This window comes from Arthrobacter sp. J156 (assembly GCF_056172865.1).
The window spans coordinates 535124-548663 of the sequence record NZ_CM149650.1 but is presented as its reverse complement, the minus strand read 5'-3'; the positions used below and the strand labels follow the sequence as shown (position 1 = coordinate 548663).

General features: G+C 71.7%; 13 protein-coding genes and 1 pseudogene. 7 read left to right on the top strand and 7 right to left on the bottom strand.

The features are described from left to right. Positions 1–89: 89 nt before the first annotated feature. Both AC0QR5_RS02600 and cls read left to right on the top strand, forming a co-directional pair. On the top strand, positions 90–1148 hold the full coding sequence (locus AC0QR5_RS02600; protein ID WP_329860074.1) for an AI-2E family transporter: 1059 nt from the start codon (positions 90–92) through the stop codon (positions 1146–1148). A 4-nt stretch (positions 1149–1152) separates the two neighbouring features. Further along, entirely contained in the window at positions 1153–2622 is a 1470-nt protein-coding gene (cls, locus tag AC0QR5_RS02595) for a cardiolipin synthase (RefSeq protein ID WP_329860073.1), read from the top strand. A gap of 4 nt (positions 2623–2626) precedes the next feature. Here cls and AC0QR5_RS02590 read toward each other — a convergent pair whose 3' ends face one another. Continuing rightward, positions 2627–2950, bottom strand: a complete 324-nt coding sequence (locus AC0QR5_RS02590) for a hypothetical protein (RefSeq protein WP_329860071.1) — start codon at positions 2948–2950, stop codon at positions 2627–2629. Further along, entirely contained in the window at positions 2947–3564 is a 618-nt protein-coding gene (gene coaE, locus AC0QR5_RS02585) for a dephospho-CoA kinase (protein ID WP_329860070.1), read from the bottom strand. The genes AC0QR5_RS02590 and coaE overlap by 4 nt, the downstream gene beginning before the upstream one ends. A 35-nt stretch (positions 3565–3599) precedes the next feature. Here coaE and AC0QR5_RS02580 point away from each other — a divergent pair, with 35 nt between their 5' ends. From AC0QR5_RS02580 to AC0QR5_RS02570, 3 genes and pseudogenes are all read left to right on the top strand, one after another. After that, on the top strand, positions 3600–4277 hold the full coding sequence (locus AC0QR5_RS02580) for an IMPACT family protein (RefSeq protein WP_329860069.1): 678 nt from the start codon (positions 3600–3602) through the stop codon (positions 4275–4277). Then, on the top strand, positions 4274–5428 hold the full coding sequence (locus AC0QR5_RS02575) for a class I SAM-dependent methyltransferase (protein WP_329860067.1): 1155 nt from the start codon (positions 4274–4276) through the stop codon (positions 5426–5428). Before AC0QR5_RS02580 ends, AC0QR5_RS02575 begins: the two co-directional genes overlap by 4 nt. A gap of 218 nt (positions 5429–5646) precedes the next feature. After that, positions 5647–5772, top strand: a pseudogene (locus AC0QR5_RS02570) (hypothetical protein); the annotation flags it as partial. Between the two features lie 97 nt (positions 5773–5869). Here AC0QR5_RS02570 and AC0QR5_RS02565 read toward each other — a convergent pair. From AC0QR5_RS02565 to polA, 4 genes are all read right to left on the bottom strand, one after another. Beyond that, complete coding sequence (locus tag AC0QR5_RS02565; protein WP_329860066.1) at positions 5870–6232, bottom strand: hypothetical protein; 363 nt, start codon at positions 6230–6232, stop codon at positions 5870–5872. A gap of 121 nt (positions 6233–6353) precedes the next feature. After that, a complete protein-coding gene (gene rpsA, locus AC0QR5_RS02560) occupies positions 6354–7820 on the bottom strand; it encodes a 30S ribosomal protein S1 (RefSeq protein WP_329860064.1) in 1467 nt (488 codons plus the stop codon). Between the two features lie 202 nt (positions 7821–8022). Further along, positions 8023–9345, bottom strand: a complete 1323-nt coding sequence (locus AC0QR5_RS02555; protein WP_329860062.1) for a GNAT family N-acetyltransferase — start codon at positions 9343–9345, stop codon at positions 8023–8025. Between the two features lie 46 nt (positions 9346–9391). Continuing rightward, positions 9392–12022, bottom strand: a complete 2631-nt coding sequence (gene polA / locus AC0QR5_RS02550) for a DNA polymerase I (RefSeq protein ID WP_329860112.1) — start codon at positions 12020–12022, stop codon at positions 9392–9394. A gap of 82 nt (positions 12023–12104) precedes the next feature. Here polA and AC0QR5_RS02545 point away from each other — a divergent pair, with 82 nt between their 5' ends. Further along, positions 12105–12620, top strand: coding sequence for a hotdog fold thioesterase (locus AC0QR5_RS02545; protein WP_329860061.1), 516 nt, complete (start codon positions 12105–12107; stop codon positions 12618–12620). Next, on the top strand, positions 12617–12940 hold the full coding sequence (locus AC0QR5_RS02540) for a P-loop NTPase family protein (RefSeq protein WP_329860060.1): 324 nt from the start codon (positions 12617–12619) through the stop codon (positions 12938–12940). The genes AC0QR5_RS02545 and AC0QR5_RS02540 overlap by 4 nt, the downstream gene beginning before the upstream one ends. A 19-nt stretch (positions 12941–12959) precedes the next feature. On the opposite strand, the gene AC0QR5_RS02535 is transcribed toward AC0QR5_RS02540, so the two are convergent. After that, positions 12960–13514, bottom strand: a complete 555-nt coding sequence (locus AC0QR5_RS02535; RefSeq protein WP_329860059.1) for a dihydrofolate reductase family protein — start codon at positions 13512–13514, stop codon at positions 12960–12962. Positions 13515–13540 lie beyond the last annotated feature (26 nt).

The following is a 13540-nucleotide window of genomic DNA, read 5'->3' as shown; positions in this document are numbered from 1 at the left end:
GCGCCGCCGTCGTGCCCCTGCCGCCCCGGGCGCAACCCGACCTAGACTGGCGTCAACCGGCCGCTGCGCCGGACGAGGGAGGCGGCGCCATGAAGTTCCTTGAAACGAGCGGACGGGGCGGCCCGTACCGGCTCGGGTTCGTCGCGACGCTGGGCGTCCTGACCGCGCTGGCCCTCGGCGCCGCCGTGATCACGCTGAAGTTCGCCCTGACGCTGATCTTCGTCGCGTTCTTCGTCTCGCTCGGCCTCGACCCGCTCGTGCGCTGGCTCGAGCGCCGCAAGCTCTCCCGCACCGGGGCGGTGCTGGCCGTGATGCTCGGGTTCGTCCTCATCGTGGCACTGCTGCTGCGCATCGTGGTGCCGATCCTCGTGGAGCAGGGGACCTCGCTCATCGCGCTCCTCCCCCAGGGCTTCGGGGCGATCGCGGGGCAGGCCTGGTTCGTGGAACTCAACGCCGGGCTCGGCGACGCCTTGACGCCGCTGCTCGAATGGCTCGAACGCGCCTCGACGGACCCGGAGGTCTGGCTCGCCATCGGCGGCGGCGCGCTGCAGGTCGGCATCAACGTGGTCAACGCCGGATTCGCGGTCCTGTTCGTGGTGGTGCTGACACTGTACTTCGTCGCCGGCATGGAGTCGATCAAGTCCAGCTTCTACGCCCTCGTCCCGGCCTCGCGGCGCGAGGAGGTCGCCGAGATCTCCGAGACCATCGCGGAATCTGTGGGCAAGTACCTCAGCGGAATGGCCGTGCTGGCGGCCCTGAACGCCGTCTTCACCTTCACCCTCCTGAGCATCGTCGGCGTCCGCTATGCCGCCGTCCTCGCCGTCCTCGCCTTTCCCATCACGCTCATCCCGCTCGTCGGCAGCGTCATCAGCACGACGCTCATCACGATCGTCTCGCTCTTCACCTCGCCGGGGGCCGCGCTCGTCGTGCTCCTCGTGATGCTCGTGTACATGCAGGTCGAGGCCTACGTCCTGACGCCGCGGATCGTCGGCAAGGCCATCAGCATCCCCGGCTCCCTCGTCCTGATCGGCGCCATGGTCGGCGGGACGCTGCTCGGGCTGCTCGGCGCCCTCATCGCGTGCCCGACGACGGCCTCGATCCTGCTGATCCTGAAGAAGGTCGTCATCCCGGCCCAGAACGCGAGGTAGGGCCGTGGCCGAGTGGTGGGACACCGTCGACCTCCTCGCGCTGCTGGCGCTTGTGCTGCACCTGCTGCTGGGCAGCGCCGCCGCCGTCTACGTCTCGGCCAACCGCCGCCCCTCCGCGGCGATCGCCTGGGTCATGGCCATCATCTTCATCCCGTTCCTCGGGACCCTCGCCTACGGCCTCGTCGGCCGCAACACCCTCCCCCGGCACCGTCGCGAGAAGCAGGAAGAGGTCAACGCCCTGGTCCTCGAACGAACCGAGGGCCTGTCACTGGCCAGCCACCGCGACGAATGGCCCGCCTGGCTCGGTTCGGCCGCGGCACTGAGCCTGAACCTGGGCGCCCTGCCCATGGTCGGCGGCAACCGGGCCGTGCTCCTGGACGACTACGAGGCCGTGTTCGCCGCGGTCGCCCGGGACATCGACGGCGCCCGCACGCAGGTCCACGTCGAGTTCTACATCCTGGTCCGCGACGGCTCCACGCAGGTGCTCTTCGACGCCCTCGCCCGGGCCGCCGCGCGCGGCGTGGCCGTACGCGTGCTGTCCGACCACCTCGCGGGCCTGATGTACCCCGGCCGGCGGGACACCGAGGAGTTCCTGCGCGCCGCGGGCATCCAGTGGCATCCCATGCTGCCGTTCAGGCCGCTGAGGGGCGATTGGCAGCGGCCCGACCTGCGCAACCACCGCAAGCTCGTCGTCGTGGACGGGCGGATCGGGTACACGGGCTCGCAGAACGCGATCGACGCCGGGTACCACAAGAAGCCGGCCCGCGACGGAGGCCGTTTGTCGTGGCACGAGCTCATGGTGCGGCTCGAGGGTCCCGTGGTCCGCGAGCTCGACGCCGTGTTCGTCACCGATTGGTACAGCGAGACCGGCACGCTCCTGCCCCTCGACACGAGCCCCGTGGTCCTCTCCGGCGAGGCCGCCGACCTGGACGCGCAGATCCTGCCGAGCGGGCCGTCGTTCCCGCAGGAGAACAACCTCAAGCTCTACGCCCTGCTGATCCACCAGGCACGGCACCGGGTCGGCATCACGAGCCCCTACTTCGTCCCCGAGGAGTCGATCCTGCTGGCCATCCTGACGGCCGCGGCCCGGGGCGTCGAGGTGGAGCTCTTCGTCTCGGAGATCGGCGACCAGGCCCTGGTGCACCACGCCCAGCGTTCGTACTACGAGGCGCTGTTGCGGGCCGGCGTGAGGATCCACCTCTACCGCGCCCCGCAGGTCCTCCACGCCAAGCACTTCACGATCGACGACGACGTGGCCGTGATCGGCTCGAGCAACATGGACATCCGGTCCTTCAGCCTCAACATGGAGGTCTCGGTCATGCTCCACGGGCGGGGACTCGTGGACGATGTCCGGCGGATCCAGGACGGCTATCGCGCGGCGAGCCGGGAGCTCGTGCTCGGGGACTGGCTCCAACGCCCGCTGGGCCAGAAGGTCCGCGACAACCTCGCGCGCCTGACGTCCTCGCTCCAGTAGCCGCTCAGCGGCGCCGGCCGCGCCCCTTGGCGCCGAAGAGCGGCGAGCGGTCGAGGCGGCCCAGGATCGCGAACGCCATCTGCTGCGTGAACAGGATGCTGCCGGCGAGGGCCAGGAGCAGTCCGGCCAGGGACAGCCATCCGGGGACGAGCACGCGCCAGCTCCACGGCGCCGTGCCCGTCGTGAACTCGGCCCGGCCGCCGGCCACGAGCCACAGCAGCAGCGCCACGCCGAGGCACGCACCCATGCCCCAGAAGCAGGCCTTGGCCCACCACAGCAGCCGGCCGAACTCGAAGGGGTGCTGTCCGGCGTCCCGCCCGGCGCTCACGGGGCGGCCGTCCGGGCCGCGGCGAGGGGGGCGATCCGTTCGTCCCACAGGACGTCGACGGCCGTCCGCAGCTCGTCGAGCGTCCCCGCGTTCTCCAGCACGACGTCGGCCGCGGCCGCGCGCTCCTCGTCTCCGGCCTGCGCGGCGATCCGGGCGCGGGCGTCCTCCGGTGCCATGCCGCGGTCCTCCGCCATGCGCCGCAGGCGCTCGTCGAGGGGCGCCTGCACGGTGACGACGAGGTCGAAGCGTCCCGCCTGCCCGGTCTCGACGAGCAGCGGGATGTCCTGCACCACGACGGCGCGGGGCCCGGCCGCCGCCGCGCGCCGTGCGCTCTCGGCCCGGACGAGCGGGTGGACGATCCCGTTGAGCCGTTCGCGGGCCTCGGGCGCGGAGAAGACGAGCGCCCCGAGCGCCGCCCGGTCCAGCGAGCCGTCGCGGCCCAGCACGTCGGGTCCAAAGGCCGCCACGACGGCGTCGAGGCCCGGGGTCCCCGGTTCCACGACCTCCCGGGCGATCCGGTCCGCGTCGACCAGGACGGCGCCGCGTTCCACGAGCCGCCGGGCCACGGCCGATTTTCCGGAGGCGATCCCGCCCGTCAGTCCAATGCTCAGCACGGAGCCAGTCTACGGGCCCGCACTAGACTGGTCCGGTGACGGACGGCGAGGGCAGGGCGACGGAGTACACCACCGTGGACGGCGAGCACCTTCACGAGCTGGAGGTCAAGCGGTCCCGCTTCCTGGCGTACCTGCGCCGCACGGAGGACGAGGAGCAGGCCCGGGCGTTCGTCGCCGAGCTGCGCCGCGCCCACCACGACGCGCGCCACCACTGCAGCGCGTTCGTCCTGGGCCCGGACCGCCGCGTGCAGCGCAGCAACGACGACGGCGAGCCCTCCGGCACGGCGGGCGCCCCGATGCTCGAGGCCCTGCTCAAGCGGGAGACGGCGGAGGACGAGGCCGCGCTGAGCGATGTGACGGCTGTCGTCGTGCGCTATTTCGGCGGGGTCCTGCTCGGGGCCGGCGGCCTCGTGCGCGCGTATTCTGCGGCCGTGTCCTCCGCGTTGGACACCGCCCCGCTGCTGCGCCGGCGGCGGATGCGGCTCTTCGGCATCGACGCGCCCCACGCCGCCGCGGGACGGCTCGAGAACGAGCTGCGCGCCGCCGGCGTCCAGGTCCTCGGCACCGACTACGCTCCGGCGGCGGCGAGGCTGCGGGTGGCCCTGCCGGATGCCGCGGGGGCCGGTGGGGACTTCGACGCGCGGCTCGCCGCCCTCACGGCCGGTACGACCCGGGCCGATGGGCTCGGGACCGCCTGGGTGGACCTCGCGTGAGCGGCGCAGCCCCGTTCGACCCCTCGTTCCTGCGCCGCTGGCCGGACATCGAGGCGCCCGAGCTGCAGGCCCACGACGCCGCCGACCGGCTCCTCCTCGGCGCCGCGGCGGAGCGGGGACTGCCGGGACCCGGAGGGCTCGTCGTCGTCAACGACCACTACGGGGCGCTCACCCTCGGAGCCGCGGCGCTCGGCGCGGCCGGGGTGCGCGTGCACCAGGACGGCCTCTCGGGGGAACGCGCCCTCGAGGAAAATGCGGGCCGTGCCGGGGCGCCCGCCGCGGACTTCGCCGTCCTCGGCCTAGGACCGGAGCTGTTCGCGGGCGCCCGGCTGGTCCTGCTGCAACTACCCCGCTCGCTCGACGCCCTCGACGAGGTCGCGGGGCTCGCCGCGGAGCACGGCGATCAGGACCTGGTGCTCCTCGCGGGCGGGCGCGTGAAGCACATGAACCTGGCGATGAACGACGTCCTCGGCCGCCACTTCGGTTCGGTCTCGGCGGGCCTGGCCCGGCAGAAGGCGCGAGTGCTGACCGCCACGTCCCCGTGCTCCGCCGCGGAGTGCCCTGCGTCGCGCTTTCCCCTCGAGGCGCAGTACGACGCCGGACTGTCGGCTCCCCTGCGGATCCTCGCCCGGGGCGGGACGTTCGGGGGCCCGCGGCTCGACCCCGGGACCCGGTTCCTCCTCCCGCGGCTGGCGGAGGCGCGTCCTGCCGCGACGGCGGTCGACCTCGGGTGCGGCAACGGCACGATCGCGGCCTTCCTGGCGTTGTCGCGGCCCGGGCTGCGGGTCAGGGCGTCGGACCAGTCGGCCTCCGCCGTGTCGTCGACGGCAGCGACGGCCGAGGCCAACGGGGTCGCGGACCGGATCGACGTGGTCCGCGACGACGCCTTGTCCTCCCTCCCCGACGCCTCGCAGGAGCTCGTGGTCCTGAATCCGCCGTTCCACGTCGGCAATGCCGTGCACGCCGGGATCGCCCTCAAGCTCATCGCGGACGCGGGACGGGTCCTCGCCCCGGGCGGCGAACTGTGGTGCGTCTGGAACTCGCATCTGCGCTACCGGCCGCAGCTCGAGCGGCTCGTGGGACCGACGCGCCAGGTCGACCGCAACCCGAAGTTCACGATCACGGTCTCGACGCGTCCGGACCGCCCGTGAACAGCGGCTCGACGCTGCTCGGGACGGGACCCGCGCTCTGGATCGTCCTCGCGGTCCTCGTGGCCGTGGCGGCCGCGGTCTCCCGCGGCGTCCTCGCTCTGAGGGCGCGCGACGTCGTCTCGGCGTGCCTCCGGGCGGTCCTCCAGCTCGCCGTGGTCGCCCTGCTGATCTCCCGGCTCGGGACGTCCACGCCGCTGGCCGCCGCGTTCCTGCTCCTGATGCTCGCCGCGGGCGTGCTGCCGTGGGAGCCGCTCGCGCGCGTTGCCGTCGTCGGCCAGCTGATCGGCGGGAGCATGACGGCGGCCAACCTAGCCGGGCGGAGGATGAATGCCGAGCTCGGCGCGCGGAGGGGGGAAGTGGAGGCCGCGCTGGCCCTGGGCCTGGTTCCGCGGGCGGCCTGGAGGTCGCCGGGAGACTCCCACAGGCCGGCCCGTCCTCGGCTCAGGATGGACGCAGCCGACGGTCCGTGTCCGGCCAGGCCAGGAGGGTCCGCGGCGTCGGTGCCAGGGCCTTGGTGGCGAGCGCATCGGCCACCGCGATCCCGTCCGTCGAGACCTCGAGCACGGCGACGTGTCCGGCGACGTCACCGTCCTCGTCGAGGAGCAGCCACGTCGCGCCGACCTCGACGATGCCGCGCTCCACGAGCAGTTCCTCGGCCGTGGCGAGGTCTGCCGGGACGCCGACGGCATGCCCCAGCAGGCTCCGGGCCTGCACGCGCTCGTAACCCGGATCGAGCGGCTCCAGGTATCCGACCGTTTCCCGGTCGCCGGGCCGCGTCACGGCCATCCATCCGTCCGGCAGCATGCCGTCCTCCTGATCGGGGTCCCATGGGGCAGGGGCCCGAAGGCCGCCTGAGATTAAACGCCGGAGGCGGATCCCTTGCGGGACCCGCCTCCGGTGGGTGTCGCTATGAAGCGGACAGCGGCTAGTTGCCGGTCAGCTTCTCACGCAGGGCGGCCAGGGCCTCGTCGGAAGCCAGGGTGCCCGCGTCGGAGGCCGGGGCCTCCGAGGAGTAGCTCGTGGCGGCCGAGTCGGAGCTCGTGTCGCCGGCGGTGGCGTCGTCCGCGAGGTGCTGGGCGACCTGCTTCTTGTGGGCCTCCCAGCGGGCCTGGGCGTCGGCGTACTGCTGCTCCCAGGCGGCGCGCTGCGTCTCGAAGCCCTCGAGCCACTCGTTGGTCTCCGGGTCGAAGCCCTCCGGGTACTTGTAGTTCCCGGCCTCGTCGTACTCGGCGGCCATGCCGTAGAGCGCCGGGTCGAACTCGGTGCCCTCCGGGTCGACGCCGTCGTTGGCCTGCTTCAGCGACAGGCTGATGCGGCGGCGCTCCAGGTCGATGTCGATGACCTTGACGAAGAGCTCGTCGCCCACGGAGACGACCTGCTCGGCCAGCTCGACGTGGCGCACGGCCAGCTCGGAGATGTGCACGAGGCCCTCGATGCCGTCCTCGACGCGCACGAACGCGCCGAACGGAACGAGCTTGGTGACCTTGCCCGGCACGACCTGGCCCAGGGCGTGGGTGCGGGCGAACGTCTGCCACGGGTCTTCCTGCGTCGCCTTGAGCGAGAGGGAGACACGCTCGCGGTCCAGATCCACCTCGAGGACCTCGACGGTGACTTCCTGGCCCACCTCGACGACCTCGGACGGGTGGTCGATGTGCTTCCAGGACAGCTCGGAGACGTGCACGAGGCCGTCGACGCCGCCAAGGTCCACGAACGCACCGAAGTTGACGATCGAGGAGACGACGCCCGGGCGGACCTGGCCCTTCTCGAGCTTGTTGAGGAACGTGGAGCGGACCTCGGACTGGGTCTGCTCGAGCCACGCACGGCGGGACAGGACCACGTTGTTGCGGTTCTTGTCCAGCTCGATGATCTTCGCCTCGATCTGCTGGCCGATGTACGGGGCCAGGTCGCGGACGCGGCGCATCTCGACGAGCGAGGCCGGGAGGAAGCCGCGGAGGCCGATGTCCAGGATCAGGCCGCCCTTGACCACCTCGATGACGGTGCCGGTGACCACGCCATCCTCTTCCTTGATCTTCTCGATGTCGCCCCAGGCGCGCTCGTACTGCGCGCGCTTCTTGGACAGGATCAGGCGGCCTTCCTTGTCCTCCTTGGTGAGGACGAGGGCCTCGACGTTGTCGCCGACGGCGACGACGTCACCGGGGTCGACGTCGTGCTTGATGGAAAGCTCGCGGGAAGGAATGACACCCTCGGTCTTGTAACCGATGTCGAGCAGGACTTCGTCGCGGTCGACCTTGACGACGGTGCCCTCGACGAGATCGCCATCGTTGAAGTACTTGATGGTGGCGTCGACGGCAGCGAGGAAGTCTTCAGAGGTACCGATGTCGTTGATGGCGACCTGCGGGGTACCGGTCTTCTCGTTGGAGGTGATGGTCATGTAGTAGGGGCTCCGATGTGGATAGTCTTGGGTCAGTCGGTCAGCCGGAAGTCCCGGCAGTTTCCGAAATGGGTCTAGCTGGTCACGGATCCGGCGCACGACGGCGCGCAGGACACGCCCCTCCAGTCTAGTGCCGGCCTTCTACCCGGTCAAAAGCCGCGCGTGTCGCCCCCGCGGGCCGGCAGAGGGCGTGGATCCGCCGTCAGAACCCCGTGATGCAAGAGGGGCGGGCCGCCGTGCGGAAGAGGGCGTCCACCTTGGACAGCGCCCCGGACGAGGCCGCCTCCACCCGCCCCGCGGCCGCGAGCAGCTCGGCCCGGACTCCGCCCAGGTAGAGCGAACCAAGGGCATCGACTCCCAGGACGGCGTCGACGTCGTCGTGCTCCCCGAGCCGCCCGACGCGCGCCCTCCCGCCGGAGACCTCGATCCGGTAGCTTCCGGCCGCGTGCCCCAAGGCGTCGGTGATCCGCACGGCGGCGGCGCCGTCGTCCTCCCAGCCCCGGGCCTCGAGGGCCGCGACGGGATCGAGGACCCGGACCCACAAGTGGTCCTCGGCGCCCTTGACGGCGTGGACGCGGGAGTCGGAGAGCGCCCAGGGCAGGACGTCCTCCTCGGGCGCCGCGTGGTACTGGATCCGCTGGACCAGGTCCAGGGAGCCGAGGTAGCGCCACAGCTCCCGGCGGGCCGCGTCGTCGATCGCGACGAGGTCCACGATCTTGACCGTGTAGGGCTCCTCCCAGCCCGAGAAGGCGTAGGCCACGTATCCGTCGGCCGTTCCCGCGGCGTCGTAGTGCACGGCCGTGCGCAGGGAACGGTCCGCTTCCGGCTTGCCGTCGCTCCAGCGGGCCGTCACGCGCTCGATGTAGGAGCGCTGGCGGTCGACCGATCCGCGGTGCCGGGCATGGAAGCCGGCGAAGACGTCCCGCGCCGTCTCCTCGATCACCGACGGGTCCAGGACCTCGACACGGCCCGCGGGGGGCGATGTGATGCCGAATCGTTCCGTCACGTCGACCTCGACGTGGCGGAGCGTCGTGGCGGCCCCGAACCCGAAGCGGCCGTAGATCGTGGCCTCCGACGCCGTCAGGAGGGCGAGCGGCAGGCCCCGCCGCGCGGCGGATGCGAGGTCATCCGTCATCATGCGGCGCAGGATGCCGCGCCGCCGGTGGGTCGGGCGAACGGTCACGGCGGTGATCTGGTGCGCGTCCAGCAGCCGTCCCGCGCCGACGTTGACCGTGTGCGTCATGGTCGCGTAGCTCGCGACCGGCACGGCCGGGTCCCACGGCCCGGGCCGCTCCCCGTCGTCGTAGACGCCCGTGATCTCGCGCCCGTCGGCGCGGTGCGCCTCGACGAAGGCCTTCAGGTGGTCCTCCTCGGGGCGCGGTTCGTGGAAGCCGAGGCGCACGGCCTCGAACCAGCCGCGCGTGCGGGGATCCGGCGCGCCGTCGACGAGCGCGGAGGCGAAGCGCTCGATCCGGAACGGGAAGGCGGCCTGCTCGGCGGCTACGCCGCCCTGGTGATGGCTCATGAGCGACGAGCCTACCCGAGCAGGAGGCGCACGCACGCAGTCCGGATCAGTGTCCTGCGGCCTGCCAGCTCGTGCCGGTGCCGACATGGACGTCGAGGGGCACGGACAGCTCGGCCGCGTGTCCCATCCGCGAGCGCACGAGCGCCTCGAGCGCCTCGAGCTCCCCCGGGGCGACCTCGAAGACGAGTTCGTCGTGGATCTGGAGCAGCATCCGCGACGCGAGGCCCTCCTCCTTGAGTCCGGCGTCGATGCCCAGCATGGCCCGCTTGATGATGTCCGCGGCCGAGCCCTGGATCGGCGCGTTCAGCGCGACGCGCTCGGCGATGTCCCGCAGCTGGCGGTTGTCGCTCGCGAGGTCCGGCAGGTAGCGCCGGCGCCCCTCGATCGTCTCGGTGTAGCCGTCGATCCGGGCCTGGTCGACGACGGAACGCAAGTAGTCACGGACCGCGCCGAAGCGCGTGAAGTACTGCTTCATGAGGTTGCGGGCCTCGTCCACCGGGATGTTCAGCTGCTTCGAGAGGCCGAACGAGCTCAGGCCGTACGCGAGCCCGTACGACATCGCCTTGACCTTGGAGCGCATCTCGGAGCTCACGTCCTCGGGGGCCACGCCGAAGACCTCCGAGCCGACGAATCGGTGCAGGTCCTCGCCGTCCTTGAAGGCCTGGATGAGCGCCTCGTCGCCGGAGAGGTGGGCCATGATGCGCATCTCGATCTGCGAGTAGTCCGCCGTGAGGAGCGTCTCGAATCCCCCGCCCACCACGAAGACCTCGCGGATGCGGCGTCCCTCCTCCGAGCGCACGGGGATGTTCTGCAGGTTCGGGTTCAGCGAGGACAGGCGCCCCGTGGCCGCGACCGTCTGCGCGTACGTCGTGTGGATCCTGCCGTCGGCGGAGACGGCCTTGCGCAGGCCCTCCACGGTCTGGCGGAGCTTGCTCGCGTCCCGATAGGCCATGAGGGAGGCCAGGAACGGGTGCTGCGTCTTGGCCAGGAGGTCCTGCAGCGATTCCGCGTCCGTCGTGTAGCCGGTCTTGATCTTCTTGGTCTTGGGCAGGCCCAGCTCCTCGAAGAGCACGACCTGCAGCTGCTTGGGCGAACCCAGGTTGACCTCGTGCCCGATCGCCGCGTAGGCCTCCTGGGTTGCCGTGTCGATGGTGCGCGTGAAGTCCTCGAGCAGGCCGTCGAGCCGGTCCCCGTCGATCGCGACGCCCGTGCGCTCCATGTGGGCCAGGACCACGGACAGCGGCAGCTCCAGCTCCCCGAGCAGGTGGTTGGCCCCGCGCTCGAGGACCTGCCCGGCCAGGTAGGTGCTCAGGCGGCGCACGATGAACGCCGCGCGGGCCGCGGGGGCCGAGGCCCCGGCGTCGTCCAGGTCCAGGGCGAGCTGGTCCGAGGACTCCTCCGCGGCCGGCGCGAGCGTGAGACGCAGGTGGTACTGCGCGATGTCGCCCAGCTCGTGGCTGCGCCGGTCCGGCTGGATGAGGTAGGCGGAGATCATGGTGTCGTCCACGACGCCGCCCAGCTCCAGGCCGCGGTCGAGCAGCAGCTTGAAGGCCGCCTTGAAGTCGTGCACGGCCTTCTTGTGGTCGGGCGAGGCGAGGACGACCGCGAGCTCCCGCTCGGCCTCCTCGTCCAGCCCCGCGAGGTCCACGTAGGCGGTGACGCCCTCCGCGGCGAACGCGATGCCGACCGCCTCGGCGGCCCCTCCGGCTGCCGCCGTCGCGAGGTGGACGCCGAGGAGCTGGGCGCCGTGCTGCCCGAACCAGGCGCGGACCGCGTCGGCGTCGCCGAGGAGCTCGGCGGCGGGGACGTCCTCCTCCTCGCCCGCCTCGGGGGCCTCGTCGCCGAAGAGGTCGAACAGGCGCTTGCGCAGCGTGTTGAACTGGAGGGCGTCGAAGAGCTCCTCGACGGCCTCGCGGTTGGGGTGCTCGAGCTCGAGCGCCTCGAGCGTCACGGGCAGCTCCAGGTCCCGCAGCAGGTGGTTGAGCCGGCGGTTGCGCTTGACGTTCTCGAGGTTCTCCCGCAGATTGTCCCCGACCTTGCCCTTGATGGCGTCGATGTTCTCGAGGATGCCTTCGAGCCCGCCGTACTGGTTGATCCACTTCGCCGCGGTCTTGGGGCCGACGCCGGGGACGCCCGGGAGGTTGTCCGCCGTCTCGCCGACGAGCGCGGCGAGGTCCGAGTACCGGTCCGGGCCGACGAAGTACTTCTCCTCCACGGCCGCGGCGTCCATCGGGGGGATGTCCGAGACGCCCTTCTTCGGGTAGAGCACCGTGGTCTTCCCGGTGATGAGCTGGAACGCGTCCCGGTCGCCGGAGACCACGAGCACGTCCCAGCCCTGGCCCTCGCCGGTCGCCGAGAGCGTGGCGATGATGTCGTCGGCCTCGTAGCCGTCGAGGGTGATGGAGGGGATGTTCATGGCCTCCATGACCTTCTGGATCAGCTCGATCTGGCCGTGGAACTCCTCCGGGGTCTTGTTGCGCCCGGCCTTGTACTCCGTGTATTCCTCGGAGCGGAACGTCGGCGTGTCCAGGTCGAACGCGACCGCCACGTGCGTCGGCTCGCGCTGCTCGATCATCTTGATGAGCATCGACACGAAGCCGTACACCGCGTTGGTGTGCTGGCCGGTGTCGGTGGCGAAGTTCTCCGCGGGCAGCGCGTAGAAGGCGCGGAAGGCCATGGAATGGCCGTCGATGACCAGGAGGCGGTTCGTCGGGGCGGGGGTTTTGCTTGCTGGGCTCACGGGTGCAAGCCTAGTTCCCATGGGCGACATTGACACTTCAGGCAACACCGCGGCGGCCACCCCGCCACCGGCCGACCCCTATGCCGGAGAGCTGCGAGAGCACGGCGTCCCGGACGCGGCCCGGGGCGTGTTCGGCGCGCACGGGGTGGGATCCCTCGTGCGCAAGCTCGGGATCGTCTTCACCGAGATGGGGGTGGACCGCGTCTGCGCCACGATGCCCGTCGAGGGCAACCAGCAGGTGGCGGGGATCCTGCACGGAGGGGCCAGCGCCGCGCTCGCCGAGACGCTCGGCTCCGTCGCGGCCGGGGTCTTCGCCGCGGGGCTCGACGGGGATCCGGTGATGCCCGTCGGAGTGGACCTGAACGCCACGCACCACCGTCCCGGGATCTCGGGACTCGTGCACGGCGTCTGCACGCCGATCAAGCTCGGCCGCCGCGCGACCTCGCACGAGATCGTCATCAGCGACGACGCCGGCGAGCGGGTCTGCACCGCCCGCATCACCAACATGCTCGTCCCCCGTCCCACGGGACGATGAGCGGGGACCCGGGAACCGGGAGCGTCGCGGCCGCCGTCCGGCTCTTCCGCGACAGCGCGCCGCGCCGGATCCTCATCCACGGGACCACGGGCAGCGGAAAGTCGACGCTCGCCCTCGAGCTCGGGGCCGTGCTCGGACTTCCCGTGCACCTCGTGGACGAGGAGTTCGGCTGGCTCCCCGACTGGCAGCCCCGGCCGGTGGACGAGCAGCGCCGGATGGTCTTCGCCGCGGCGTCCGCGCCCTGGCGGCAGCCGATCCGGGCGGGCGGGTCGTCGTCTTCCGCTGGCCGCGCGAGACGCGGGCCCGGCTCCGCGCCCTGAGGGAGGACGGATTCGCCGTTCAGCCGCCCAGGAGCGGTCCGGCGACGTCGTAGCGCGTCTCCCGGACGCCGTCGTCGTACTCCTTGACGAGGGTCGGGGCGAGCTTCAACTGACCGCGCATCGCCAGGAGCGGCCGCCCGCCGCCGAGCGCGACGGGCATCGTGAACAGGATGACCTCGTCGAGCAGGGCCGCGTCGGCGAACTGCCCCGCGATGGAGCCCCCGCCCATCATCCAGACGTCCTTCTCCCCCGCGTCCTCCCGAATGTCGCCCACCCACTCGTGGACGTCGCCGCGGATGAAGGTGAGGTCCGCGCCGGGCGTGGCCGGGAGCTCGCGGTGCGTGAAGACCCAGGTCGGGATCCCCGTGTACGGCCACTCGCCCGGGGCGTTGGCCAGCAGCCAGGCGTAGGTCTCCCCGCCCATGACGATGCTTCCGACCTCCGCCATGAACTCCTCGGTGGCCCCTTCGAGGCCGGCCGTGTCGTCGAAGCGGAGGAGCCAGTCCAGGGAGTTCCGCTCATCGGCGATGTAGCCGTCCGCCGAGGCCGCCACGTAGTACCTGATGCGCGTCATGGCTCCATGGTAGGCCGCGGCGCCGC

Bases quoted from the DNA above. Each gene is read 5' to 3' on its own strand.
- AC0QR5_RS02600 (WP_329860074.1), top strand. From the start codon at position 90: ATGAAGTTCCTTGAAACGAGCGGACGGGGCGGCCCGTACCGGCTCGGG.
- AC0QR5_RS02565 (WP_329860066.1), bottom strand. From the start codon at position 6,232: ATGCTGCCGGACGGATGGATGGCCGTGACGCGGCCCGGCGACCGGGAA.
- rpsA (WP_329860064.1), bottom strand. From the start codon at position 7,820: ATGACCATCACCTCCAACGAGAAGACCGGTACCCCGCAGGTCGCCATC.
- AC0QR5_RS02555 (WP_329860062.1), bottom strand. From the start codon at position 9,345: ATGAGCCATCACCAGGGCGGCGTAGCCGCCGAGCAGGCCGCCTTCCCG.
- polA (WP_329860112.1), bottom strand. From the start codon at position 12,022: ATGGCCTTCCGCGCCTTCTACGCGCTGCCCGCGGAGAACTTCGCCACC.
- AC0QR5_RS02545 (WP_329860061.1), top strand. From the start codon at position 12,105: ATGGGCGACATTGACACTTCAGGCAACACCGCGGCGGCCACCCCGCCA.
- AC0QR5_RS02540 (WP_329860060.1), top strand. From the start codon at position 12,617: ATGAGCGGGGACCCGGGAACCGGGAGCGTCGCGGCCGCCGTCCGGCTC.
- AC0QR5_RS02535 (WP_329860059.1), bottom strand. From the start codon at position 13,514: ATGACGCGCATCAGGTACTACGTGGCGGCCTCGGCGGACGGCTACATC.